The organism is Sphingomonas sp. CFBP 8760, from assembly GCF_014841615.1.
In the GTDB taxonomy this organism is placed as follows: domain Bacteria; phylum Pseudomonadota; class Alphaproteobacteria; order Sphingomonadales; family Sphingomonadaceae; genus Sphingomonas.
In genome coordinates this window covers 16745-41542 of record NZ_JACYUG010000021.1, presented here as the reverse complement: position 1 = coordinate 41542, position 24798 = coordinate 16745, and the positions used below count along the sequence as shown (strand labels likewise).

The window sequence follows — 24798 nt, the reverse complement described above, 5'->3', positions numbered from 1 at the left end:
ACTGAACGGGAGAAATGTTGTGGCCAAGCGCGCCCTGATCGTGGTCGATCTGCAGAACGAATATGAAGCTAGTGGCAAGCTGCCGCTGGAGAAGCTGGATCAAGCTGTCGGCAATGCGATGCGCGTCCTTACTGTAGCGCGGGAGCGCGAGGAACTGGTCGTCCATATTCGTCATGAGACACCGGGTTCAGACGATGCACCTTTCGCGATCGGTACGAGCGGCACCGAAACCATCGTGGCGGTAGCACCTGTCGACGGTGAAACAACGCTCACCAAGCATTACCCCAACGCCTTTCGCGACACAGGGCTAAAGGCACTGCTCGATGATGCGGGCGTGCAGGAGGTGACCATCGTCGGCGCGATGAGCCACATGTGCATCGATGCGACGGCTCGCGCAGCGTTCGACTTCGGTTATGCAGTGACCGTCATTGATGACGCCTGTGCCACGCGCGCGTTGTCGATCAACGGCGTCGAGGTCCCTGCGGCCCATGTCCACGCCGCCTTCATGGCTGCACTCGCCTTTGCCTACGGCCAGGTAGTCTCCACCGCCGACTTCCTTCCTGCCTAAGCTGGAGCATTACTATGACATCGGAAACTCTGTCCGGCTTCTCTCGGCGCCAGCTTCTGGCAGCCGGTGGTGCCGCTGCCGCTACCCTCAGCGTCGCCCCCTCGCTCAAGGCAGCGCCGTTGCCTGCAGCAAGCACCGGAGACTCGATAGCCCAGATCCGGAACGCGACAATTCGCGTCAACTATGCCGGGGTGCGGTTCCTGGTTGATCCCATGTTTGCGGATCCAGGTGCCTATCCGGGCTTCCCCGGTTCAGCGATGAGCCATCTGCGCAATCCGCTCGTTCCTTTGCCAGTTTCAGTTGCGGACCTTGTCGATGCCGACGCTGTTATCGTCACCCATACGCATATCGACCATTGGGATGATGCCGCGCAGAAGGCGCTGCCGAAGACGATGCCAATCTTCGTGCAGAACGCAACGGACGCTGCCACCATTCGCGGGCAGGGCTTTTCCGATGTGCGGATCATGACGACAGATACGCGCTTCAAGGGTGTCCAGCTTTCCCGGACAGGCGGGCATCATGGCGGAGACGCTGTGTTGCGCGCAGTGCCAACTCTCGACCCCGTCAGCGGCGTTGTTTTCCGTCACCAATCGCACAAGTCGGTTTACGTCGTGGGGGACACTATTTGGGATGCAGCCGTGGCGCAGGCGGTCCAGACTTACAAACCGGACGTCATCGTCCTCAACGCGGGGTATGCCCAATGGGTTGATCTGGGGCCGATCCTGATGGGTCCACAGGGGGTATTATCCGTCCATCGCGCAGCACCGACCGCTCAGCTTGTCGCGACGCATATGGAAGCGATCAACCACTGTGTCCTTAGTCGGGCCGATCTCGCAGCTTTTGCTAAAAAGGAAGGCTTCGCTCAGCGGCTACTTATCCCCGCCGACGGCGAGCATATTTCGATCTAGGGAAGGCGTCGTGGGGCAGCAACGATGATGCTGCCCCACGACGTCGTACGGCGCCAGCAACGACTTTAAACGCGGCTAACCTGATCCCGGCTATCGCAGAAATGGCTGGATCCGGTCTATCAGCGCTGTCATCCTGGGGGCCAGCAAGTGAGGCCGCTAACATTTGCTGAAAGCGGCTGATCGAGCCGACGCTGTGTCTGTGGGGGATGACCAAAACTTCGCAGGAATGCACACCGCATGCGTTCTGCATCCGCAAACCCGACAAGCAGCGCGACCGTTCCAACAGGTTCATGCCCGTCGCGGAGGCGGATGCGTGCAGCTTCGCAGCGCAGACGTTCGACCGCGCGTGAAGGCGTTTCGCCGGTTTCCTTCCGAAATAGCCGAGTGAATTGGCGGACGCTTAGACAGGCAGCCTCCGCAAGCCGTTCGACCGGTAACGGCTCCGAGAGATGGTCGCGGGCGTAGGTCAGCGCTTTCCTGATGCGATCGGTCCGCGGCTCCATCTGAGAGATTGCCGCATACTGCGATTGTCCACCTGGTCGCCGATGATACACGACGAGCTCGCGCGATACCGCCTTGGCCATTTCTGCGCCATGATCGACTTCGATGCGTGCCAGCATCAGGTCAATACCAGCGGTCATGCCAGCCGACGTCCAGATCGCCCCGTCGTTAATGAAGATTCGGTCCGCATCGACCGTCACTTTGGGATATCGATCCTGCAATCGCTGTGCGAACTGCCAGTGCGTCGTCGCTCGTTTGCCGTCCAGATAGCCCGCAGCGGCAAGCAGGAACGCACCGGTGCAAATGCTTGCGATGCTCGAGGCTTCGGCAGATGCACGCTGGATACCGGCTATGTTGTCAGGTTCCAGCATCGGCTCGATCACGCCGCCCACGACCACGACGGTGTCAGCTGCGGACGAACCCGCAAGGCATGTCGTCAGGCTGAGCCCCGCATCACCTGAAACGGTCTCGCCGTCCTTGGAGACGAGTTCTATCAGGTAATATTCCGACCCGATCAGACGGTTTGCTGCGGTCAGAGCCGCCGTGGGCCCGGCGAGGTCCAGAAGCTGGAAGCCTTCGCACAGGTAGAAGGCGAACGGCGCTGACATCGTACTTCCCTCTGATCCGAGCCAGATCACCTCCTAGACAAATTGCTTTCCGACGCATCCGTAAAACCGGCCGATGGCCGAAATCGAGGGATCAATGCCCTACAGTGAGATGCCGTGAGAGGGGTAGATTGGCCGGATCACCGCTGGGTACGGCCCCTGATCGCCCTCCGCATTCGGGCGAACCGTTCTAAACCGCACCCCACCCAGCACACGGAGATTTCATGCGCACATTCCTGCTTTCGGCGACCTTTGGCATCGCTGCCCTCCTGCCACATCCCGCCAGCGCGCAAGACGCCAGCTTCTACGACTGTCAAAATGATCGCATTCGGATCGCGATCGCGCCGATGAGACTCGACCGGGCGCTCGCCAGGTTCACCAGCATCACCCGCTGTCCCGTGTCTATCGATACGGATCAGGTGAGGGGCCGCCCTATCCGGACCGTCAAGACCGCGCTGGCCAAAGGACGCCTGACGCCTGGGCAGGCACTCGCGCGCATGTTGCGGGGCACGCCACTGAAAAGCACGCCCATCCATGGCGGCTTCTCGGTTAGCAAGTAAGATGGCCACCGTCCCGCCTGCTCAACAGCAACTCTCCGCGCTGCCGATGACTGGGTGGGACGGCCTGCGCTATCCGCTTTCCTTGCGGATGCTGCACTGGACTCGTGCCGTGCTGGTCATCGGGATGATCGCGGCAGGTTGGTTGATGACCAGCCTCGATGACGCGACGCCGTGGAAGTACGGCAGGCTCTATCCAACCCACAAATCGTTTGGGCTACTGGTTTTCGGCCTGGTCGTGGTCCAGATCGTGATCCGGTTGCGAGCGACGCTTCCGCCTTCCGCTCCCGGCATCCATGTATGGGAAGCGCGACTATCGAAACTGGTCCATGCCGCCATGTACATGTTGCTCGTGGCGGTGCCGCTGATGGGGTATGCGATGTCGAGCAGCTACAGCCACAGCGACGGCGTTACCTTTTTCGGCTTCCCCGTTGCCGAACTTCTCCCCAAGGATGACGCGCGTTTCGCGGTATTCCAGCTCCTCCACGGAGTCATGGCCTATACGTTGCTGGTGATGATCGTCCTTCACGTCGCTGGCGTGGTGAAGCACCGGTATTTCGATAAGCGCTCCGGCAGCGACGTTCTGCCGCGGATGCTGTAGTCATGCATGCTTCGAGAGCGCTGATCTCTCAGCGCCCTCGTTGCTTGTACCCGATGGTCACCGGCCACGGCTTCGGTGTGGGCGTCGGGCAGCGTCAGATCGCCGCCGCAGTCACTCGATTTTGCCCGGATACTCCATAAACAGGGCAACGTTACGTGCGGCTTTCGGGCCATAGGTTTTTGTGATGTCGGTCAGCGCGATATCGAGGGCGCGTGTTGCCTCATGCGCCTCGAGCGGGGCTAGCATACGGCTGACCTTCGCGGCGCCGGCAACCATGTCAGGCAGTACGATGAGGCCGTGGGCCAGCCGCACTGGGGCCTTGCTCGACGCGACGGCGTAGCCGAAGGTATTTCCCGTCCTGCTATAGGCTTCAGCGGTCAGCGCGAGGGCGATCTCGTCGTCGTCGGCCTTGACCGGGATACCCAGCGTGACGTCTGGCCGTGCATCGCGGGCAGGCATGTCCGCGTTGCCGGGATCGGACTGGAATGCATCGCTGTTGTGCCTCGAGCTCCAGTTATCGATGCCCACGTCGCGAGCAACCTGGGCGGCCTTGGCCGGACCTGCGATCGCCTCAACCAATGCGATCGACGTCGGCATCGAGGCGCTGACCCCGGCGCTGGAAGCGACCTTGCCGTCGGCGACGTAGCGGATGTTCTTCTGCCACTTTACCTTGGGAAAGCGCTTCGCCCGGAACCCTTCATTGCTGTAATGGGACGTGGCCCGGTGGCCATCGAATAGGCCGGTATTGGCAACCGCCATTGCGCCGTAGCAGATGCTGATGACCGTGCAGCCCTTGGCGGCCTGCGCCTTGATCCAGCCCAGTAGCTCAGGATCGCTGTCATTCTCGACCGCTGGCACGAAGATGTAGTCGGCACCCTCGGGATGTCGATTGTCGAACTCGTCGACTGTGGCTTGGAGCTGGAAGGTGAGCGGCTGCATCTTCACAGGGCCGGGCTTGATGGAAACCGACATGACATCGGCAACGCCGGAGCGTGCCATCACACCGAACGGGATGCAGAAATCACTGATGATCGTGCCCTCGTTAAGGCCGACGATCGCAACGAGAGGCTTGGTGCGGCTGAAGCGCGCCTGATAAGGCGGGATCTTCTCCACCCTGGCATTCTTCGAAGCGTCGAAAACCCCGGATATCGTCTCTGCCTGCCCGGCGCCAGCTCTGCTACCCAGTGCCATCCCGCCAAGCGTTACCGCTGCCGAGACGATGGCCGTCCTTCGATTGATAGTGCGCATGGGCATCCCTGTGTGTCGATGTGTTCGACACCTGTCGGGCAGCGTCACCATGGCGTAAAGGACGTGGACCACTGCTTTTCGGCCATGCAGTTCACACGTTGGAATTCGTTGCCTTAGCATCTTCGAGAACTTGACTACTCTACGACCGACTGAACCCTTGAGAGCCGTGGTCGGAAGCCGAGAGGGAGACGTGACTGGGGCAAAATGTCTCGGTGACAGGGCGGAACACGCCCCATAATGGCAGTTTGTGCAAGCCCTCCGGCGTCTCGTCTTGGCTCATAGCCATCTAGCTGCGCTGATCTGCGTCGCTGTGTTGGCGCTGCGCATTCTGATTCCCACCGGGTACATGATCTCTGTTGATCATGGACGGGTGGCAGTGACCTCGTGCTCCGGGGTTGCCCAGCCGCAGCCATCTATGGCGATGGACATGCCGGGCATGGATCACACCATGTCGGAGCACGGTAAATCCAAAGAGCATGGCAAGGCAGAGATGCCGTGCGCGTTCTCCAGCCTGTCCGCTCAAGCCCTGGGTGCTGTCGACCCCACTCTCCTGGTCGCCGCGCTCGCCTTTGTCGCAGCGCTCGCGCTGCACAGCTTGTCTCCAACGATTATCCGCGCGGCGCCCTACCTGCGTCCACATCTGCGCGGTCCTCCGTCAACCGTCTGATCTGATTAGGCCGACAGCCCGGACCCACCGGGCTAGTTTTGCGGCGGGCAAAGCCCGCCTCCCGGCGTGCTCCTCCCGTCATATCCTGACTTCGCAAAGCGTGTGGCGCAGCCCTTCGGGCGCCAGCGCCCCATCGCGATGATGGGTATCGATCGAGTGGGTGCGCCGTGTCGTTCAAGGAATACCTATGACCCCTCGTATTGCGCTGGCGCTCATCGCTGCGCTCGCTGCCCCGGCGTCTGCGCAGATCACCCGCCACGGCTCGATCACCGCTGCTGGCGCCTGGTCTCGTGCCACGTCGTCACGCGCCAGCATCGGCGCGGGCTATGTAACGGTACGGAACACCGGCGCGCAGGCGGATCGGCTCGTCTCCGCCACATCACCTCGGGCTGCCAAGGTCGAAATCCACACGATGTCACTCGACGACGGCATCATGCGAATGAGGCCCCTTCCCAATGGCCTCGAAGTCCCGGCGGGCGGCGAAGCGTTGCTTGCACCCGGTGGTAATCACATCATGCTGATCGGGCTCAAGTCACCTCTGAAGGCAGGAGAGCGCGTCCCCGCGACGCTGCGCTTCGCGCGCGCCGGAGATGTCAGGATTCAGTTCAAGGTCGTAGGTGCAGGCTCGACCGTTGCTGGCGTTCGTCAGGGGGGGCACCAGTGATGCGCGTATCCAACGCACGCCCGGAACCGCGTACAGTAGCGCTCGGGGCTTTGCTGGCATTAGGCCTGGCGGTGGGCATCGCCGGCTGTTCTGCCAGTCCTGATGCCAGCAATCGGACCACGGCAGCGGAACGCGGCGGTCCAGGTGGCCCCTTCAAGCTCGTCGATACCAAAGGCCAGACCGTCACTAACCAGACGCTGAAGGGGAAGCCGTACGCGATCTTCTTCGGCTTCACCCGATGCCCCGACGTATGCCCAACCACGATGGCCCGGATGGCCGTCCTTCATAAGAAGCTGGGTACGCAGGCCAACAAGATGAACATCGTGTTCGTCTCGGTTGATCCCGAGCACGACAAGCGTGAGGATATCGCAAGCTTCCTGTCGATGTTCGACGCACCGGTCATCGGCCTTACGGGCGATCCGGCAGAACTGAAGCGGATGGAGAAGACCTTCAAGATCTACGTCGAACGGGTGCCGTTGCCGAACGGGGATTACACGATCGACCATACCGCCCGCATTCTGCTCTTCGATCGTGACGGGCAGTTCGCAGACACGATGGACGCGAAGGAACCGGAGGATCAGGCGGTTAGGCGGCTGAGCCGGCTCATCAATGCATAGGTGGCTGGCACTGGCGGGCGCAATCGCGCTCGCTGGCTGCGGCATCCAGAACACGGTCGTTGATGAAGGGCGCATCCGAGAAGCGACAGAGGCGCATTTTGGAAGTCCGCGCTTCCCGCTCGACATCGGCCCCGTCGTCATCAGCGGGGATCATGCGATTGCCGACTGGACCCAGGGCGACTTTGGCGGACGAGCGCTATTCGAACGCGGTTCCTACGGATGGATGCTGCTGCTGTGCAGTGGTGACTCGATACGCCACGCGGCGAACCTGAAGCGAGCCGGAGTGCCTGATTTTAACGCGGGCTACATCGCCGATCAGCTTGCCAAGGCGGAGGCAGCACTACCGAGCGAGCGCCTGGCTCGCATGAAGCGCTTCGTCGGCACGGCCACTGACCATGAGAACTACATCAAAACGTTGGGGAATGACCAATGACCGACCTCACCGCGCCGTTTGATCGGCGTCAGATGCTGGCGCTTGCCAGCCTGGGTGGTGCCGCAGCGGCATGGCCAGCCTCCGCCCAGACTGCGGCAGAGCGCGCAGCGCAGCCGTTGCCCGATCCGACAGCGATGCCAGTTGATGCGCCGAAGATCGCGATGCTGGTCTATCCGAAGATGGTTGTGCTCGATCTGATCGGGCCAATGACCGTGTTCAACATGCTACGATGCAACGTCCAGCTTGTGTGGAAGAACAAGGTCCCGGTTTCCACCGACGTTCGCATTCCCATCGCGGCAACGCAGACGTTCGACGAGGTGCCGGCGGACGTCGACGTGCTGTTCGTGCCTGGTGGCCGGCTCGGCACGGTCGACTGCATGAATGACCCTGCGGTGATGACGTTTCTCGCCGACCGCGGATCCCGTGCGAAGTGGGTGACAAGCGTATGTACCGGCAGCCTGGCACTGGCGGCTGCAGGGCTCCTCAAGGGCTATGACGCCACCTCACATTGGCAAGTCGCCGATCTGCTGCCGCGGATGGGCGCGCGCCATGTCGACAAACGCGTCGTGATCGATCGCAACCGCATGACCGGGGGCGGTGTCACTGCCGGCATCGATTTCGGGCTGACACTTGCTGCTCATCTGAAGGGTGAGGAAGCCGCGCGTCGGGTGCAGCTACTCATGGAATATGCTCCCGAACCGCCCTTCCGTAACGGAACGCCACAGGAAGCAGGGCCAACGCGTTCAGCCGAGCTTACCGGCCGCACACCCTGGATGGATGGGCAGGTCGATACCGCGGTTGCGGCTGCCGCCAAGCGGTTGGGGATCGCGGGATGATCGGGCGGCATTCGTCAGCTTCGGCGAGCCTTACCATCCTCGCTGGCCTCTGCCTTGCAACACCCGCAATTGCTCAGGATCGGGACGTCAATCCGACTGATCGCATCCAGCCCGATACGCAGGTCATGATCGGCGGAGAGGAAATCGTCATCACCGCCAAGTCGATGGCGCGCTCCTCCGCCAACGTTCTCACCTCGGTCGATGTGCTCTCGGGCGACGTCGCGCAGCGCCAGAACGTCAATTCCGCGTTCGAACTATTAGGGCGCCTGCCAGGCGTCGTCCTAACCGATTTCGGGCAGGGCACGACGCCTGGACGCTTCTCGATCCGGGGCTTCAACGGCGAAGGGGAGATCAACGCCGTCAAGCTCCTGATCGACGGGGTGCCGTCGAACGACAATTCGGGTCGCATGGACTTCACGGACATGATCGCCCCACTGGACATCGCGTCGGTCGAGCTGGTCCGCGGCACCTCCGATCCACGCTGGGGACTGCACGCGATCGCGGGTAGCGCGAACGTACTGACACGCATCGGCGGCACCTACCTCGATACGCGCGCGATCGTCGGCGCGTTCGGCACCTATGACGCGCAACTATCCGCCGGTGTCGAAAGCGGGCGGCTCAGCCAGAACTACCTGATCGCCTATCGTCAAACCGATGGCTACCGCGACCATGCCGATCTCGACCGTATCAACTTTGCGGGCAAGTGGTTCTATGATTTCGGTCCTGCAAAGCTCGGGCTGATCATACGTCACAGCCGCATTGCCGCGGACGAGGCGGGATATCTGACTGACGCCTACGCCGACACCAACCGCCGGAGGTCCAATCCATTCTCCGCCACGGATGGCGGCACTCGCGAATTATCACAATATAGCCTGCACCTCGATGCCGATCTGGCGGCACGCCTGTCATTTACCAGCGTTGCCTATGCCAACACGATCGCTGATAATCGTTACATTCGCTTCTCGGCGAACGTGCCACAACAGCAGCGGCTCGGCAACGAGCAGCAATATGGTGTCATCACCGGCCTTCACTGGTACGTCGCCGACTGGTTGATGGCGGAAACGGGTGGCGACGTTCAGTGGCAGCATAACCGCAGTCGCCGCTGGACGACCGATCGCCGCATCATCACCGCAGCTACCCGTGACCAGGATTTCGACATGACGATCGGGGGGGCCTATGTGCAAGCGATCGTCTCGCCTGTCCATTGGCTGACCGTCACCCCTGCATGGCGTATGGACCGGGTGGGCGGTGACTTCACCAACCGGCTGAACGGGCGCAGTTACCCGGTCAACGAATACGGCACGATCAACCAGCCCAAGCTGTCCGTGGCGGTAACACCGATCGCGGGTCTGACGGCCTACGGCAACTATGGACGAACATTCCAGATCGGTGCGGGCTCAGGGGCGTTCGTAATCCCGCCTCGCGCTCGCGACGTTGCCGCTTCGATCAACGAAGGCTTCGAGGGCGGGATCAAGCTGAAGCAAGGACGCTGGCTGAGCTTCCGCGCCGCGGTCTGGCAGCAGACTGCGAGCGGGGAGCTGAAGCGCCGCCTCGACGACCCGAATGGCGAATTCGACAATCTGGGCGAAACCCGACGCCGCGGCTTTGATCTGGAGGCAACGGTACGACCAGTATCTGGTGTATCGGCCTGGGCGAGTTGGTCGCACCAGAAAGCTGTCATCCGCGAGGCGGATCCTGCCGCCCCGTTGATCGTTGGAAATGACATCGATCACGTTCCACGCAACGTCTATACTGCTGGCATCGAATGGGCACCGCGCGACGTCCCATGGCGCGCGTCGATCTGGGGCAACGGCCAATCATCCTACGAACTGAATACGATTAACGATCAGGGGCGATACGGCAGCTATTTTCAGGTCACCGCCGAACTGGCGTATCGGATCACCAAAGCGATCGAAATCTCCGCACAGGTTCGTAACCTGACGAACGATCGCTACGAATATGTTTGGTATGACGGCGCGCAGCGTCTCCATGCTCCTGCCGATCCGCACAGCGTTTTCGGCGCAGTGCGGGCACGATTCTGATGACGGCGGCTCGGACGCGGTCGTGGCTTATCGCGATGAACAGAACGTCACTGGTTGTGCATGCCGCTCCGACTGCTGCTTTCGGTGCCCGGTCTCAAGGGATCGGCGCTGATGTTCTACACGTCCAACCTTGGCCACCGGCGTGCCTTCCATCCGTATTCCTACCTCAGCTATCCGGTGGTGCGTCCAGCCCCGATCCGGCGACGTCACGCCCAAGGGCGGGATATGGACATGACGTAGCATCGCTTTCGCTGCCTTGCTGCGGCGAGCATGGGCGCAGCGCCTGCAATCTTGTCGACGATCGCCAGCGCGCAAGCACCGACCGAGACAGTGCACATCCTGCCGTATCCCATGGGCGGCGCCTTTTCGTTGGGCGTGCCGGAAGAGCGGGACCGTCTGACTACGGCCGTGGCGATAATTAAACACGTGAGCGTATCAACGCTTAGACCGTATCGCCCAGCCCCAAGCCGCGCCGACATAACGCGTCCGGCGTAAATGTCGCGAGGCGACGAACGGCGAATGCGCTCGGGGCATAATCCCCTGACCGCAACCTACCGCAATTGCGCAAACCACTTGATCCTCGTTTGTCAGACCGCAGAGACCGAAGCCGACAGCGGCTCCGCCCACCGGAATGTCCGAAAAACACTGAAACATGTCCTTTTCACACACGCGTAGCTGATGACAACTTCTCCGCATGAGGCGAATATCGGCGGCATCAAGCCCCGGAGGGCGACGGTCCACCTGTGTAGGGGTCATCTAAGAATGCCCCCTACAAACGTCGAGCAAGTTTCTCTCAACAATGGCCGGGAGACGAAAGCATGGCAAATGAAGCGCTCAGCCCTCACCGTGATCTACGGGAGTCATTAACAGGCTGCTGAAAAAGGGCTTGGCTATCGCGCAGTGAGGTGATTCATCGTGTCAGGACGCGATGAACGAGGCGATGGATGCGCGGGACGGACGAGCGATCGGGCAAGCTGTTTTCCTATGTCGATCTGGAGCAACGGGTGCCTGCGGGCCATCCGCTTCGGGCGATCCGTGGTCTGGTGAACGAGGCGCTGAGAGACATCGGGCCGGAGTTGGAGGCGGTGTACTCGCGTATCGGGCGGCCCTCGATCGCGCCGGAGAAGCTGGAGCGGACGCTGCTGTTGCAGCTGTTCCACGGTATCCGCTCGGAGCGGCAGATGATTGAGCGGCTGGACTTCGACCTGTCATTCCGCTGGTTCGTTGGGCTCGGCATCGACGATCCGGTGTGGGATGCTTCGACCTTCTCAAAGAACCGCGAGCGATTGCTGTACGGCGAGATCGCCACGCGCTTCCTGTCGGCGATCCTAGCGCGCCCGCAGGTGAAGCGTTTGCTGTCGAACGAGCATTTCTCGGTGGACGGCACGCTGATCGAAGCATGGTGCAGCATGAAGAGCTTTCGTCCAAAGGATGAGGCCGAAGCCGATGAACCGCCCGCGGACGGCCCGGAAGGGCGCAACCGCGAGATCGACTTCCGCGGCACCAGGCGCAGCAACGATACCCATGCCTCGACCACCGATCCGGACGCGCGCCTATATCGCAAGAGCCCAGGGGCAAGCGCGAAGCTGTGCTACATGGGGCACGTCCTGATGGAGAACCGCAACGGACTCGCGGTCGATGCCGAGACGACGCGAGTGGCAGGCTTTGCAGAACGACTGACCGCCGTGGCGATGCTCGACGACGTCGACCGCGCGCAAGGCAGCCGGATCACGCTGGCGGCCGACCGGGCATACGACACCCGCGATTTCATCGACGAGCTGCGGGAGCGCCGTGTGACCCCGCACGTCGCCCAGAATGTGAGCGGCCGGCGCTCCGCCATCGACGGTCGCACGACACGGCATCCAGGGTATCGCGCGAGTATCCGCATCCGCAAACGGATCGAGGAGGTGTTCGGCTGGGTGAAGTCCGCGGCCGGGCAAGGCAAGACCCGGTTTCGGGGGCTGGCCCGGGTGCGCTTCGCCTTCACATTGACGATTGCCGCCTACAATCTGGTCAGGCTTCCCAAGCTGCTGGAGACGGGGTGATGGTCGCGCACGCTGCCCTCGTCGGTAAATGGCGGATCGTGGAGAGCGGAACATGGCCGCGCGACCATCTCGATCTGTGCGGCCCGGCTTTCCTGCGTATCGACGCCGATGGCACCGGGGAAATGGCGTTCGGGGCGCTCTGCGCCTCAATTGACAGCGGGTTCACCCCGAGCGGGGTCGATTTCGAATGGAATGGTGCCGATGAAGGTGATCAGGTGACCGGCACCGGGTGGGCCGATCTGCGTGAGGACGGCTGCCTCGAAGGCGAAATCGCATACGACAACGGCGACGACACCTCCTTCATCGGCAAGCCGTGGCCTTTTTCAGCGGCCTGTTAAACGAGGTGATGAAGATGGCGGATGCACTGGGGCTCTACGTGGTCGCGGCGTACGTCGCCCAGGCTCTCGCATCTCTCCAACGATAGAAACGTCTGACGTTTTTGTCCCGGGGGGCAGCCTGCCGTTCGATGTCCTGGTACCGAGATCGTCGCCGCCGATACCCGATGCCGCCGCCCCCTCCCCGTCAGACGCTGTCCGTCCCGACAAGGTCAACGCTCTCCAATTCTTGGAAATTCGGCACTCCCAGAGGCATGGAACGATCAGTGAAGGCGGCGGCGACCACGTAGCCGATGCCGGAAGGCAGCCGACGATCGTCAGGGCTGCAAACAGCCATCTGCCAGGACGACGCGGCATCGACGCCCCAGCTCGGGCAGCGACACCATCCGGATCCCGGGCCGACACGAATGCCGGATCCAGACCGACGGGGCACCGCCCGATGGCGACGTCACAAGCGCGCTCATCAGAGAGCGGCTCGCTTCGCCGTAGGCGCTTCTCGCGCGGCAGCGGCTTCGGACTTCGCGCTTCAGCGGATGACGAGATGAGGAAGGCGGCGACCTGGGAGGCGCCGGGTGCGTGGCCGGCTTCGAACGCACGGGCGACGCCCAACCCGAGCGAGGAAAAGGCAATGCCGCCGTCGATGATGGCGATCGTCACGTCAACTTGGCTGTAGATGCCGCAATCGTCGCCGGACGGGATGCCGTACTCTACATCGTCATCTGACATTCAATCGGTCGACCACGCCTGTCCGGGTCAGTGGCACGCCTCGAAGACGGACTTGGAAGCGACACCAGCGCAGCCAGACCGACATCCCCCCGATCGCGAAGGCATTGCGGGATAGAATGATCGACGATGATCCTCACCTACAGCGGCATACCGCACCAGCAGCCTTGCGAGATGAGCGCACGACCGCAAGATCGCTCGGGCGCGGGCCAGCCTCTGCCCCGCCACGGTCTTTGGTACGAACGGTATCGCCGCCTCGTAATCCTCGATCGACCCTGACCCGAAGCGTCGAGGCATACCATGCCGCAGGCAGAACCAGTCCTCCACCCTCGCCGCCTGCTGCTCATTCCTATAGGTCCTGAAAGGTCTCTTGGGATCGACCTTCCCGTATGGTTACGGGTCGTGACCGCGCAGCCGGCCGATCTGCTCCAACAGCCCACGCATTCTCATGCTGCGTCCGGTCTGATACTGCCATGCGTGGGTCAGTTCCTGCACCAGCCATGCAACGTCGGGATTGCGAATGCCGAAGTTGGGCTTGTAGTCGACTGCGTTGAAGTACAGGTCCCCGTTCGACGTCATCGCCACCCCTCTCCCCTGGAGGGGCATATAGGGTCGGTTGTGAATCCGAACGCGATCGTGGTCGAGACCTTACGTTAACGTCCTCGGGGCACGACCGGGTCGAGATCCTCGCCAGCGCGCCGTGCGTCGTGGGGCTCCGGACGAAGGCGACGATGGCGCAGACCAACCACGCCCCATCGAAGTGCGGAAGGCCGCTTCTTGTCGCCTGCGATGTTCCGGGGCGCCAAACTCACGGGCGTCCGCAACGGGGGCATCCTGTTGTGTCCGATTCATCCGGACGGCGAGACGCGTCGCGTGATGACGGCATGGCTCCGTGGGGTGTCTGCCGCCAGCGTCGAGGTCCCGAGCGGCATTCCACAGCGCGTCTTCGACTTCGTCTGGCGGGTCGTCGATTCGACGAACAGCGACATCAACCGGGTGGGGTGCTGGAAGCGGCCTGATCGGGCGGCTATTTCGGATCGAGCTAATTTATGAATGGATCAAGTTGTGGACCAGTTTGGACTGATCGACTTGCCGCCTCTAAGGTGTCAGGTAACCACGTAAACGTGGAGTTCGGGGGAGAATGAGCGTGGCGGATTCTGTGCACGACGCAAAGCGGCTCGGTGGCAAGCCGACCAAGGTCAGGCACGGCATCATTGCGCTGATCTTCATCATTACGGCGCTGAATTATGCGGATCGGTCAACGTTTTCGATCGCGGGTGCTGCGGCGTCGCACGACCTCGGCATCTCGACCGTGCAGACCGGCTTCATATTGTCCGCATTCGCCTGGGCCTACGTACTGGCCCAGATTCCCGGCGGATTACTGCTCGACCGATTTGGAACGCGTCGGGTTTATGCGGCTGCGATAGCGATTTGGTCTCTTTTGACGGCAATGCAGGGGTTGGCTGGACTCGTGGCGCTACCCGTATTGGCAATGCTATTCGCATTGCGGTTCATGGTCGGCATCGCCGAAGCGCCATCATTTCCTGGTAATGCACGGCTCGTCGCCGCATGGTTTCCAGGAAGTGAGCGCGGCACTGCATCGGCCGTCTTCAACTCCGCGCAGTATTTCTCGCTGGTGGTGTTTGCGCCGCTGATGGGCTGGCTGGTACACGAGCATGGCTGGCGCAGCGTGTTCTGGGTCATGGGCGTGCTCGGCCTGATCGCGACCGCAGTATTCTGGCTGTTCATCCGCAGCCCCGTGCGCCATCCCCGCATCAATGCCGCCGAACTCACGCTTATCGAGGCGGGCGGCGGGCTGATCCATATGGAGGAAGCCGCAGGCGCGAAGCAGGTTTTCAGCTGGCACAATGTCCGCCAACTGCTTGCCAATCGGATGCTACTCGGGATCTATCTCGGCCAATATTGCATCAACGTGCTGACCTATTTCTTCGTGACGTGGTTTCCGATCTACCTCGTCAAGGAACGCGGCTTAAACATCATGGAGGCCGGCGTTGCCGCAGCGGCACCAGCGCTATGCGGGTTCGTCGGAGGCTTGGTCGGCGGTTATCTGTCCGACACGCTGCTGCGTCGAACCGGCTCGCTCGATATTGCGCGGAAGACGCCGTTGGTAATTGGCATGCTGCTCGCGACGCTGATCATCGCGTGCGTCTTCGTCGAAGCGGAATGGCTAATCATCACGCTGATGGCGGTCGCGTTCTTCGGCAAAGGCGTCGCGTCACTCGGCTGGGCGGTGATGTCCGACGTCGCACCGCGCGATCTGTCGGGCGTCGCCAGCGGCATTTTCAACATGTTCGGCAACATGGCGGGGATCGTAACGCCGATCGTGATCGGCTTTATCGTTGCCGGCACCGGATCGTTCGACGGCGCGCTGGTTTTCGTCGGCCTGCACTGCCTACTGACAATCTTCGCATTTCTGGTGGTGGTCGGTCCGATCAAGCGGGTAGAACTGAAGGCGTAAGTCGTATCGGGATGTGAGCACCGTCAGCCGAGCGTATCGAGGCAGAGCTGGCGCATCGGTGCCAACGCCGGGTTCGAATTATCGCGGCGCCAGGCCATGACCAACTCGACCGGATTTTCGGGAACGGTCTGGATCGTACGGAATTGGACGTCAGTCATGTGCAATTCAGTCGCCGCCTGGGGCACGATCGCAGCGGCGAGGCCAGCGCGAACCAACCCGAGCATGGAATGAATTTGCGTGACGTGCTGGACGTATTCGGGTTCCGCGCCAGCGTCCGCGAACAGCTTCAGCAGCATCTCATGAAAATAACCCGCGCCGTGCCGCGCATACATGATCAGCGGCAGGCCATCGAAATCGGAGGGGACAAGCACCCCCCTCGCCTGACGCGGATCACCCGCCGGCAACGCCGCGATCAAGGGTTCACGCAGCACACAGACCGACTCGAACTCGTGGCGGTCGATCGGCGGGCGTACGAACGCGACGTCGATCAGCCCGGTGACCAGCGCATCGACCTGTTCGGACGTGACCATCTCGCGCAATTCAAGCGCGATATTGGGAAGGCGGGCGATCGCCTGCGCGACGATCCGCGGCATCAGGTCATAGCCCGATACCGCAGTGAAGCCGATCACCACTCGGCCGGCATCCCCGCGCGCCACTCGTCTTGCTGACAAAGCGGCGCTTTCCGCGAGGCGAAGAATACGGCGCGCTTCGATGAGAAACGCGCTGCCCGCGGGCGTCAGTCGCACCTGGCGGCTTGTCCGCTCCAGCAGCATCACGTCGAGAATGCGCTCGAGCAGCTGTATCTGCCGGCTGAGTGGCGACTGCGTCATATTGAGGCGCTGTGCCGCGCGGCCGAAATGCAGTTCCTCGGCCGCCGCGACGAAACAGCGGAGCTGGCTGATGTCGAACATGGCCGACATCTATAGAGTGCCGGCCACTAGGATGTCATTCGATCACGATTACGCCGGCCGCTTGACTGCCGCCGGCATCGCTTTGGCGATCAGCGCGGTGAGATCGCGCTCCTCGTCCGCGGTCAGATCCGTCAGCGGCGTACGCACCGGCCCTGCATCGCGGCCGACGATGCGCATGCCCGCCTTGACGATGGAAACCGCATAGCCGCGGCTGCGGTTGCGGATCGCGATATAGGGCAGCACGAAATCACGCAGTTCGGCCTGCACCTTGGCGTGATCACCCGAGCGCACCGCCCTGTAGAAGCCGAGCGCCCATTCCGGCATGAAGTTGAAGATCGCCGACGAATAGGTCGTGACGCCCATTGTGAGATACGGCGTCGCGAACGTCTCGGCAGTCGGCAGGCCACCGATATAGGTGAGCCGGTCGCCCATCCGCGAATAGATCCGCGCCATCAGCTCGATATCGCCGACGCCGTCCTTGTAACCAACCAGATTGGTGTTTCGCTCGCACGCCCGTGCCAGCGTCTCGTCGTCGACGATCGCGTTGTCGCGGTTGTAGACGATCACGGCCAAGCCGGTCGACTGGCACACCGCGTCGATATGCGCGCCGAGGCCATCCTGGTTCGACGTCGTCAGATATGGCGGCAGCAGCAGCAGCCCGTCTGCGCCAACGCGCTCGGCTCCACGCGCGATCTCGCAGGCGATCGCGGTGCCGTAGCCGCAGCCGGAGATCACCGGCAGCTTGCCCTTGGCTTCCGCCACCGCGGCCGCAACGACGTCGATGACCTCAGTGGGCGTCAGCGAGAAGAACTCGCCCGTGCCGCCGGCTGCAAACAGCCCGGCGAGGTCGTGCTGAAGCATCCAGTCGCAATGCGCGCGGTACGGATCTTCGAGAAATTCGCCTGCTGCATTGAAATGCGTGACCGGGAACGACAACAAGCCGCCGCCGATCGTCTTCGCCACGTCCTTGGGTTCAAATGCCATTTCGTACGCCTCCCCTGCCGCACCACACCATGTCCGCTGATGCGGGACAGTTCGATAAGAGAGTTATGGCAGCCATGCCATGCGGTCCATATCAAAGGCGCCATCGATCGATGCCCTACTTAGCTTGATTGTTCGCAGCTGCCGTTTCAGGCGGCCCCATGAGGATGATGCGTCTTCCCGGACAAACCGCTGATCCTGGTCTGGTCCCGAATTGCATCGACCGATCTAGGATTGGCAATGGAATTCGGTCCGGGTCGGATGCAATAGGCATCATCCGGGCCATAGAGTCCCGAACCGGCGGACGGGAACATCTGCCGCCGGCATCAAGGGGAGGGCAGTATGCATCGTCGTACATTCATGCTGGGTACCAGTGCAGCCGCATCGCTGTCGGTGATCGGTGAGGACGTCGAAGCGCAGACGCGCCGATCGCGTTCACGCCAACGCAACGAGCAGCCCTCGCCCGACCAGTACCGGATGAAGCTCGGTTGCCAGAGCATGCCCTCCACCGACGAGCACTTCCAGGTCTTCGCGCGCTACGGGGTGCGCAACATATCGGGGCGCGCCAAGGTCGCAGATGGCCGGATGTATCCGACCGTCGCCGAGCTCGAGACGTTGAAGCAGATGGCGCAGCGTCATGGGCTGAGCCTCGACATGCTCGAACCCGAGATCCTCAACTCCACGCATATCGACCGCGAAAGGCATCCCGGCATCATGCTTGGACAGGACCCGGACCGGGAGCGTGAAATCGAGGCGTTCGCAACCACGCTGCGCAATTGCGCAGCGGTCGGCATTCCCTGTGTCAAATACAACATGAGTCTGCTCGGTGTCCTGCGCACCGCGCCGGTCGAGGGGCGTGGTGGATCGGAGTATTTCGGCTGGGACCTCGCGAAGGCCAAGCCGCCGACCCCGCTGACCCGCGCCGGGCGGGTCGATACGGCCGAGTTCTGGAAGCGCATCACATACTTCCTCGACCGCATCGTGCCGATCGCCAATGAGACCAGGGTCCGGATCGCCTGCCACCCGCAAGACCCCGGCACGCCGCCGGGCGGCTATCAGGGGATCGACAATGTACTTGGCACGATCGAGGGCCTGAAGCGGTTCGTGCTGATCAACGAGAGCCCGTATCACGGCCTGAATTTCTGCCAGGGATCGGTGTGCGAAAATCTCACCGACCCCGCCGACCAGATATTCGACGTGATCCGCTGGTTCGGCGAGCGGAAGAAGATCTTCAACGTCCACTTTCGCAACATCCATGGCGCGCGGAACAAGTTCAACGAGACGTTCCCGGACGAAGGCGACATCGACATGGTGCGCGCCCTGCGAACCTATGCCGAAGTCGGTTATGACGGAATGATCATGCCCGATCACGTGCCCGGGATGGACGATCCACTGGTCGTCGAAGGCAAGCCGGTCTGGACGCCGCGGGCCGAGAATTTCGCGTTCGCCTACGGCTATATCCGCGGACTGCTCCAGTCGGCGCAGCGGGCGCACGCGACGTGATGAATGCGGTTCTTGTCCGCGGGGTCGTCGTCGGTGCGCTCTCCGGGCTGTTGTTCGGCTTCGACACTGCGGTCATCGCTGGAACCACCGAGGGCATCCGCCAGGCCTATGACCTCGATGCGACAAGCCTGGGCATCACCGTGTCGAGTGCGCTGTGGGGGACGCTGGCGGGCGCATTGTTCGCGGGTGTGCCGGGCGACCGCTACGGGGCGCGCAATTCGCTGATCCTCATAGCGATCCTCTATCTCGCCTCCGCCATAGGCTGCCTGTTCGCGTGGAACTGGTCCGCCTTGATCTTCTTCCGTGTCCTTGCGGGCCTTGCGGTCGGCGCGTCATCGGTGCTGGCGCCCGTCTACATCGCCGAGATCGCCCCTGCGGAGCGGCGCGGAATGCTGGTCGGCACGTTCCAGCTGAACATCGTCATCGGCATCCTGGTCGCGTATCTCAGCAACGCCTTCGTCGCATCGCTCGCCCTCGGCGCGCTCGACTGGCACGTTAAGTTCGGGGTGACGGGGCTGCCGGCGCTGCTGCTGTTCGCAATGATGTTCACGATCCCGGCCAGCCCGCGCTGGCTGGCCGCGAAGGGCCGAACGAAGGAAGCGCGCCTCGTCCTTACCGCGCTCGGCACCGCCGACCCTGACGGCGAGCTCGCCGGCTATCGCCGAGGCAACGAATTGACTACGACGCCGCGGCTTAGCTGGACGCGCCACCGTCGCCCTATCCTGCTGGCGTTTGCGATAGCCGGGTTCAACCAGCTGTCAGGGATCAACGCGATCCTGTACTATCTCAACGACATCTTCGCCGCAGCAGGGTTCGATAGCGTCTCCGCGGATCGCCAGTCGATCGCAATCGGTGCGTGCAACCTGTTCTTCACCGCGCTGGCACTGACCGTGATAGATCGGTTCGGGCGACGGACGCTGCTGCTGATCGGATCAGTCGGCGTCACGCTGGCGCTAGGCGGCGTCGCCGCGATCTTCATGACGGGGCAGCATCGCGAGCTGCTGCTATGGCTACTGATCGCATTCATCGCGTTCTTCGCCTTCAGCCAAGGCGCGGTGATCTGGGTGTACATCTCGGAGATATTCCCGACAGACGTGCGGGCACGCGGGCAGAGCCTGGGATCGTCGACGCACTGGTTCATGGATGCGATCATCGCGACAGCGTTTCCGCTGGTCGCTCAGCATATGCGCGGCCTGCCGTTCATCTTCTTCGCCGCCTGCATGGCGCTGCAGTTCGTCGTGGTTCTCGCCTTCTTTCCGGAGACCAAACGCCGATCGCTGGAAGCGCTCGGCAGCGATCTCTGACGACACGAACACCATTCAAGCAAGAAACAAAGGGGAGTATCATGGGCCGTAATGTCATGCCGCTGAGCGGCGCATCGATGATCGCATTGTTGTTGTCCAGCGCCGCCGGCGCGCAGACCGTCGCACCACAAGGTGCCACCGCACCGACGAGCGGGACGACCGACGCAGGGCAGGCAGCGCCGGCCCCGACATCCGTATCGCCCGAGAATCCCGCCACCCAGACCACGCCGGAGGACGCCGACAACCGCGACATCGTGGTGACCGGATCGCGCATCACCGCCGCAGGCTATGACGCGCCGACTCCGACCACGACGCTGAGTGCCGAGATGATCCGGCGGACGGCGCAGCCCAACGTGTTCAACACACTGACCCAGCTGCCCGCCCTGCAGGGCAGCACCGGCGCGGCGAACAATAGTCAGAACTCCAACACCAGCGTCGGCGACAACGGCCTGTCGGCCCTCAACATGCGCGGCCTCGGGACGATCCGTACGCTGACGCTGCTCGACGGCCAGCGCGTCGTCCCGGCCTACATCAACGGCGTCGTCGACATCAGCCAGTTCCCCCAGCTTCTGATCCAGCAGGTCGACGTCGTCACCGGCGGCGCGTCCGCCTCCTATGGTTCGGATGCGGTCGCGGGCGTCGTGAACTTCGTCACCGAGAAGCACTTCAAGGGCATTCGCGGCAACGTCCAGAGCGGCATCTCGACCTATGGCGACGACAGCAGCGTCCTGGCGCAGTTGGCGATCGGGAGCACGGCGTTCGACGATCGACTGCACGTGCAGGTCAGCGGAGAGTATTTCCGAAATACGGGCATCGTCGGCGGCTCGGTAGGCGGCGCTCCGTCCGGTGGACGCCCGGTCGCCTATCGCGAAGGCGCCACGTCCTATTCGATCGCCGCGACGCCAGCGGGGGCGCCGCAGAACACTTTCTATCTGCGCGATGCGCAGGACATCACCTTCGGGCGTTTCGGTCTCATCACCGCCGGACCGCTGCAGGGCACCGCATTCGACGCGAACGGCAACGTCACGACGTTCCAGTACGGCGGCAACGGCACCCCGCTGCGGACCGGCAATCCGGGCGTCTCGGGCTGCATCGGCGCGATCTGTCAGGGTGGCGACCAGTCCAACTTCGTCAATTCCACCCGGACCATCGACGATCCGCTGAAGCGCCTCGTTGGCTATACCCGGATCGGGTTCGACGTGACGCCTGACATCGAGATCTATGGCACCGGGAGCATTGCGAGCGTCAAGATCTCGAACACGCCGATCGCCTATCCGCGGCGCGCGGGGATCACGATCCAGTGTTCGAACCCGCTCCTGCCGCAGTCGGTATCGACCGCCTGTTCCGCGAACCGCATCACCAGCTTCCTCTTCGGCACGACGAACGCCAACTTCCCGCGACGGGCGGAGATTTTCACCGAGCGGCTCCAGACCCGCCTCGTCGGCGGCGCGGATGGATCGTTCAACCTGCTCGGCGAGCGGGTGAAGTTCGACGCCTATTACACGCACGGGGAGAACCGCGTCGATATCGACATCGACAACATGATCCTGCTGCCCCGCTTCAACGCGGCGATTCAGGCGACCCGCAATGCGGCAGGCCAGATCGTCTGCGCGTCGGCGGCCGCGATCGCGGGCGGCTGCGTCCCCATCAATGTATTCGGCGGTCGCCCGTTGACCGATGCGCAGTACAACTACCTCGCACCGGCTAACGGACCGCGGGTACGCACCAACTTCGTTCAGGACGCCGGCTCGCTGGCGTTCAACGCGACGCCGTTCAGCACCTGGGCAGGCAAGGTCGCGGTGGCGACCGGAGCGGAATGGCGCCGCGAACGTTATGTGACGCGCGCCGACCCCTATGGCGCCGGCCCCGGATCGGCCTCGCTGAACGGCGCCGACTATCCGGTCGATCCGCTGCTGTCCACCAATGGGAGCAACTGGTTCGCGGGCAACTACAAGAACGGGCGCGGCGCCTATTCGGTGAAGGAGGCGTTCCTCGAATTGGGTGTGCCCCTGCTCGACAGCGAGGCGGCGGGCAAGTTCGACGTTAATCTCGCCGGCCGGATCGCGGACTACAGCACGTCGGGTACCGCCAGGACGTGGAAGACCGGTGCGACCTGGGCGACGCCGCTCGACGGGTTGCGGCTGCGCGGCGTGCTGTCGCGCGACATCCGTGCACCCAACCTCAGCGAACTGTTCGCAGCCCCGCAGACCCAGACCCAGATCGTGATCAATCGCGCGAGCGGTGCCAGCGTGCAGATCCTGGCGAACACGACGGGCAACACCAACCTTCGCCCAGAGGTTTCGAACAGCAAGGAATTCGGGATTGTCTATCGTCCGGCCTTCCTGCCACAACTGGTCTTCTCGATCGATTATTTCGACATCCGGATCAAGCAGGCGATCTCGGCCTTCACCGCGCAGCAGATCATCGACCTCTGCACCAACGGCAATCAGGACTTCTGCAGCGCGTTCAACCTGACCGGGACGATCGGCACTGGTACGGCGCCTTTCGTCAACGTCCAGCCGTTCAACCTTGCCCAACTGCAGACGCGCGGCATCGATTTCGAGGCCGGCTATCGCCTCGGACTGGGATCGGTGGGCAAGCTGGACCTGCATGCGCTGGCCACCCACACGATCGACTACACCGTCAATCCGGGCATCTCGGGTCAGATCATCCAGCAGCAGGCGGGCAACAACACCGCCGATACGCCGCGCTGGAAGGTCAACACCAGCCAGGCATGGACGCGCGGCGCGGTATCGTTCAACCTCACCGAACGCTGGGTAAGCGCGGGCAAGATCAACCCGAACTACATCACCTGCCTGACCGGTTGTCCGGCACCCACCGTCCAGAACCCGACCACCAACTTCAACCGTGTGCCCGGTGCCCTGTATGTGGACGTCGGCGCTGCACTGAAGGTGAACGATGCGGTCGAATTCTACGGCCGGATCGACAACGTCGGCAATCATCGCATTCCGCCATTCGGCAGCACTACCATCTACGACACGATCGGGCGCGTCTTCCGTCTGGGCGTACGCTTCAACCGCTGACCGCTTCGCCTCCCCTTGACCGCGATGCCGGCTGGAAGACCCCAGCATCGCGGTCGATTAGGTGCCGTCGATGACGGCAAGATATATTAGAAAGGTCTGCCTTCGTGCTCGTCCTTGCCGGTGGTATCGGCCCGCGTGAATTGCCGCCGCCACCGTGTGCCGAACTTGCCGCAGGCATCTCCGTGATGCTTGACCAGAAAGAATGATCGACATTGAACGCCGTTCTGTGGGTTCAGAACACGATCATCTTCGTCCATCAGCACTCGGATCCGGTCGGAAGCCCACCGGATCGGTCATACGTCGACGCTGCGGGCGCGGGCCTTCAGGCTCTGACCCCGCTGCGAACTGACGTTCTGGATCCTTTTGATTTCTTCCTGTTCGATGGCGGCGAGCAGATGGTCACGCACGCGATCCAGATGGTTACGCATCGCCGTACGGGCGGACCCGGCCGACGCGGATCGCAACGCGTCCAGAATGGCGCGGTGCTCGACGATGCGATCCTGCATGCCGTTGTCGGCCACATCGACCAGCAGCTGCTTCGCGGTGGCCGACCAGTAGCGCCAGTCCCAGAGGCTCTGGACGACGGCGATGATCGCCTCGTTGTTGGTGGCCCTCGCGATCGTGAGGTGAAACTCTCGGTCGGCGCGCTCAGCGATCTCACGGTTAGCGTCCGTCATCGCCTCCAACAATCCCTCCAGGTGCGCGAGTTCGTGCGGAGTGACGCCCGGAGCGGCCAAGGCGCACACTTCGCCTTCGATCAGGCGACGCGCCTCAATGAGCTTGAACGATCCGACCTCCGAATCGTCGAAGGTCATCGGACTTTCGTTCGCGATCCGCAGCACCTCCACGCCGCGGCCGTGGGTGATGGCGATCCAGCCCCTCGCCTCGAGTACGATCAGCGCTTCACGAACCGTGTTGCGGCTGACCCCGTACTCGACCGCCAGCTCGCGTTCTGTAGGCATTCGCTGCCCAACGACGAAGCGACTTGACTGCAATTGCGTCAGCAACCGCTGAGCGATCAACTTATAGAGCTTATCGACATTGGCCATGACCGCAGCTGCCACACGCGACCGGCATCAATCAATGAAATAATTGGTTGGGCCATGACCTCACAGCAGCCATCTGCTTCAGCGGGATTGAGCAGCTTCATCCAAGACTAATTTCGTCTTCCATGGAAAACCATTTCTTGACTCGATTGATCTCACCAATCTAAATGACCCAACAAC

At 62.5% G+C, this 24798-nt stretch carries 25 protein-coding genes; 18 read left to right on the top strand and 7 right to left on the bottom strand.

Annotation, left to right across the window (positions count from 1 at the left end):
- Nucleotides 1–19 precede the first annotated feature (19 nt).
- Nucleotides 20–568: an isochorismatase family protein gene (locus IFT82_RS17860; protein WP_192129404.1), complete on the top strand. Its 549-nt coding sequence runs from the start codon at nucleotides 20–22 to the stop codon at nucleotides 566–568.
- Nucleotides 569–582: 14 nt separating this feature from the next.
- On the top strand, nucleotides 583–1476 hold the full coding sequence (locus IFT82_RS17855) for an MBL fold metallo-hydrolase (RefSeq protein ID WP_192129402.1): 894 nt from the start codon (nucleotides 583–585) through the stop codon (nucleotides 1474–1476).
- A 128-nt stretch (nucleotides 1477–1604) separates the two neighbouring features.
- On the opposite strand, the gene IFT82_RS17850 is transcribed toward IFT82_RS17855, so the two are convergent.
- Nucleotides 1605–2585: a GlxA family transcriptional regulator gene (locus IFT82_RS17850; RefSeq protein WP_192129398.1), complete on the bottom strand. Its 981-nt coding sequence runs from the start codon at nucleotides 2583–2585 to the stop codon at nucleotides 1605–1607.
- Nucleotides 2586–2806: 221 nt separating this feature from the next.
- On the opposite strand from IFT82_RS17850, the gene IFT82_RS17845 reads away from it, so the two are divergent.
- Entirely contained in the window at nucleotides 2807–3142 is a 336-nt protein-coding gene (locus IFT82_RS17845) for an STN domain-containing protein (RefSeq protein WP_192129396.1), read from the top strand.
- Between the two features lies 1 nt (nucleotide 3143).
- Entirely contained in the window at nucleotides 3144–3740 is a 597-nt protein-coding gene (locus IFT82_RS17840) for a cytochrome b (protein WP_244646926.1), read from the top strand.
- 111 nt (nucleotides 3741–3851) lie between these two features.
- On the opposite strand, the gene IFT82_RS17835 is transcribed toward IFT82_RS17840, so the two are convergent.
- Nucleotides 3852–5039, bottom strand: coding sequence for a DJ-1/PfpI family protein (locus IFT82_RS17835; RefSeq protein WP_207105827.1), 1188 nt, complete (start codon nucleotides 5037–5039; stop codon nucleotides 3852–3854).
- 196 nt (nucleotides 5040–5235) lie between these two features.
- Here IFT82_RS17835 and IFT82_RS17830 point away from each other — a divergent pair, with 196 nt between their 5' ends.
- The 9 genes from IFT82_RS17830 (at nucleotide 5236) to IFT82_RS17790 (ending at nucleotide 13350) form a co-directional block, all read left to right on the top strand.
- On the top strand, nucleotides 5236–5655 hold the full coding sequence (locus IFT82_RS17830; RefSeq protein ID WP_192129393.1) for a DUF2946 family protein: 420 nt from the start codon (nucleotides 5236–5238) through the stop codon (nucleotides 5653–5655).
- Between the two features lie 187 nt (nucleotides 5656–5842).
- Nucleotides 5843–6319, top strand: a complete 477-nt coding sequence (locus tag IFT82_RS17825; protein WP_192129391.1) for a copper chaperone PCu(A)C — start codon at nucleotides 5843–5845, stop codon at nucleotides 6317–6319.
- Entirely contained in the window at nucleotides 6319–6936 is a 618-nt protein-coding gene (locus tag IFT82_RS17820; protein ID WP_192129389.1) for an SCO family protein, read from the top strand. The genes IFT82_RS17825 and IFT82_RS17820 overlap by 1 nt, the downstream gene beginning before the upstream one ends.
- Nucleotides 6929–7369 (top strand): copper uptake system-associated protein, encoded by a 441-nt coding sequence (locus tag IFT82_RS17815; protein ID WP_192129387.1) that lies wholly within the window; start codon nucleotides 6929–6931, stop codon nucleotides 7367–7369. Before IFT82_RS17820 ends, IFT82_RS17815 begins: the two co-directional genes overlap by 8 nt.
- Complete coding sequence (locus tag IFT82_RS17810) at nucleotides 7366–8205, top strand: DJ-1/PfpI family protein (RefSeq protein WP_192129385.1); 840 nt, start codon at nucleotides 7366–7368, stop codon at nucleotides 8203–8205. Before IFT82_RS17815 ends, IFT82_RS17810 begins: the two co-directional genes overlap by 4 nt.
- Entirely contained in the window at nucleotides 8202–10247 is a 2046-nt protein-coding gene (locus IFT82_RS17805; RefSeq protein ID WP_192129383.1) for a TonB-dependent receptor, read from the top strand. Before IFT82_RS17810 ends, IFT82_RS17805 begins: the two co-directional genes overlap by 4 nt.
- 944 nt (nucleotides 10248–11191) lie before the next feature.
- Nucleotides 11192–12292 carry an IS5 family transposase gene (locus IFT82_RS17800; RefSeq protein ID WP_192129381.1) on the top strand — a complete coding sequence of 367 codons (1101 nt, stop codon included), beginning with the start codon at nucleotides 11192–11194 and terminating at the stop codon, nucleotides 12290–12292.
- On the top strand, nucleotides 12292–12630 hold the full coding sequence (locus IFT82_RS17795) for a hypothetical protein (protein ID WP_192129418.1): 339 nt from the start codon (nucleotides 12292–12294) through the stop codon (nucleotides 12628–12630). Before IFT82_RS17800 ends, IFT82_RS17795 begins: the two co-directional genes overlap by 1 nt.
- A 573-nt stretch (nucleotides 12631–13203) precedes the next feature.
- On the top strand, nucleotides 13204–13350 hold the full coding sequence (locus tag IFT82_RS17790; RefSeq protein WP_192129379.1) for a hypothetical protein: 147 nt from the start codon (nucleotides 13204–13206) through the stop codon (nucleotides 13348–13350).
- Nucleotides 13351–13743: 393 nt separating this feature from the next.
- On the opposite strand, the gene IFT82_RS17785 is transcribed toward IFT82_RS17790, so the two are convergent.
- The gene (locus IFT82_RS17785) at nucleotides 13744–13929 is read right to left on the bottom strand and encodes a hypothetical protein (protein WP_192129377.1); all 186 of its coding nucleotides are present in this window, start codon (nucleotides 13927–13929) and stop codon (nucleotides 13744–13746) included.
- A 210-nt stretch (nucleotides 13930–14139) separates the two neighbouring features.
- On the opposite strand from IFT82_RS17785, the gene IFT82_RS17780 reads away from it, so the two are divergent.
- Both IFT82_RS17780 and IFT82_RS17775 read left to right on the top strand, forming a co-directional pair.
- Nucleotides 14140–14403, top strand: a complete 264-nt coding sequence (locus IFT82_RS17780; protein WP_207105826.1) for a hypothetical protein — start codon at nucleotides 14140–14142, stop codon at nucleotides 14401–14403.
- An 88-nt stretch (nucleotides 14404–14491) separates the two neighbouring features.
- On the top strand, nucleotides 14492–15829 hold the full coding sequence (locus IFT82_RS17775; RefSeq protein WP_192129372.1) for an MFS transporter: 1338 nt from the start codon (nucleotides 14492–14494) through the stop codon (nucleotides 15827–15829).
- A 23-nt stretch (nucleotides 15830–15852) separates the two neighbouring features.
- Here the strand turns inward: IFT82_RS17775 and IFT82_RS17770 are convergent, their stop codons facing one another.
- Both IFT82_RS17770 and kdgD read right to left on the bottom strand, forming a co-directional pair.
- On the bottom strand, nucleotides 15853–16740 hold the full coding sequence (locus IFT82_RS17770) for a LysR substrate-binding domain-containing protein (RefSeq protein ID WP_192129370.1): 888 nt from the start codon (nucleotides 16738–16740) through the stop codon (nucleotides 15853–15855).
- A gap of 48 nt (nucleotides 16741–16788) precedes the next feature.
- Complete coding sequence (kdgD, locus tag IFT82_RS17765) at nucleotides 16789–17703, bottom strand: 5-dehydro-4-deoxyglucarate dehydratase (RefSeq protein WP_342355149.1); 915 nt, start codon at nucleotides 17701–17703, stop codon at nucleotides 16789–16791.
- A 378-nt stretch (nucleotides 17704–18081) separates the two neighbouring features.
- Here kdgD and IFT82_RS17760 point away from each other — a divergent pair, with 378 nt between their 5' ends.
- Genes IFT82_RS17760 through IFT82_RS17750 form a run of 3 tightly spaced genes read left to right on the top strand, consistent with a single transcriptional unit; the run spans nucleotide 18082 to nucleotide 23572 of the window.
- On the top strand, nucleotides 18082–19224 hold the full coding sequence (locus tag IFT82_RS17760) for a mannonate dehydratase (RefSeq protein WP_207105825.1): 1143 nt from the start codon (nucleotides 18082–18084) through the stop codon (nucleotides 19222–19224).
- Nucleotides 19224–20528 (top strand): sugar porter family MFS transporter, encoded by a 1305-nt coding sequence (locus tag IFT82_RS17755; protein WP_192129364.1) that lies wholly within the window; start codon nucleotides 19224–19226, stop codon nucleotides 20526–20528. Before IFT82_RS17760 ends, IFT82_RS17755 begins: the two co-directional genes overlap by 1 nt.
- Before the next feature lie 41 nt (nucleotides 20529–20569).
- Nucleotides 20570–23572 (top strand): TonB-dependent receptor plug domain-containing protein, encoded by a 3003-nt coding sequence (locus IFT82_RS17750; RefSeq protein WP_192129362.1) that lies wholly within the window; start codon nucleotides 20570–20572, stop codon nucleotides 23570–23572.
- 86 nt (nucleotides 23573–23658) lie between these two features.
- Here the strand turns inward: IFT82_RS17750 and IFT82_RS20605 are convergent, their stop codons facing one another.
- The gene (locus tag IFT82_RS20605) at nucleotides 23659–23829 is read right to left on the bottom strand and encodes a hypothetical protein (RefSeq protein ID WP_207105824.1); all 171 of its coding nucleotides are present in this window, start codon (nucleotides 23827–23829) and stop codon (nucleotides 23659–23661) included.
- 36 nt (nucleotides 23830–23865) lie between these two features.
- The gene (locus IFT82_RS17745) at nucleotides 23866–24621 is read right to left on the bottom strand and encodes a FadR/GntR family transcriptional regulator (RefSeq protein WP_192129360.1); all 756 of its coding nucleotides are present in this window, start codon (nucleotides 24619–24621) and stop codon (nucleotides 23866–23868) included.
- Nucleotides 24622–24798 lie beyond the last annotated feature (177 nt).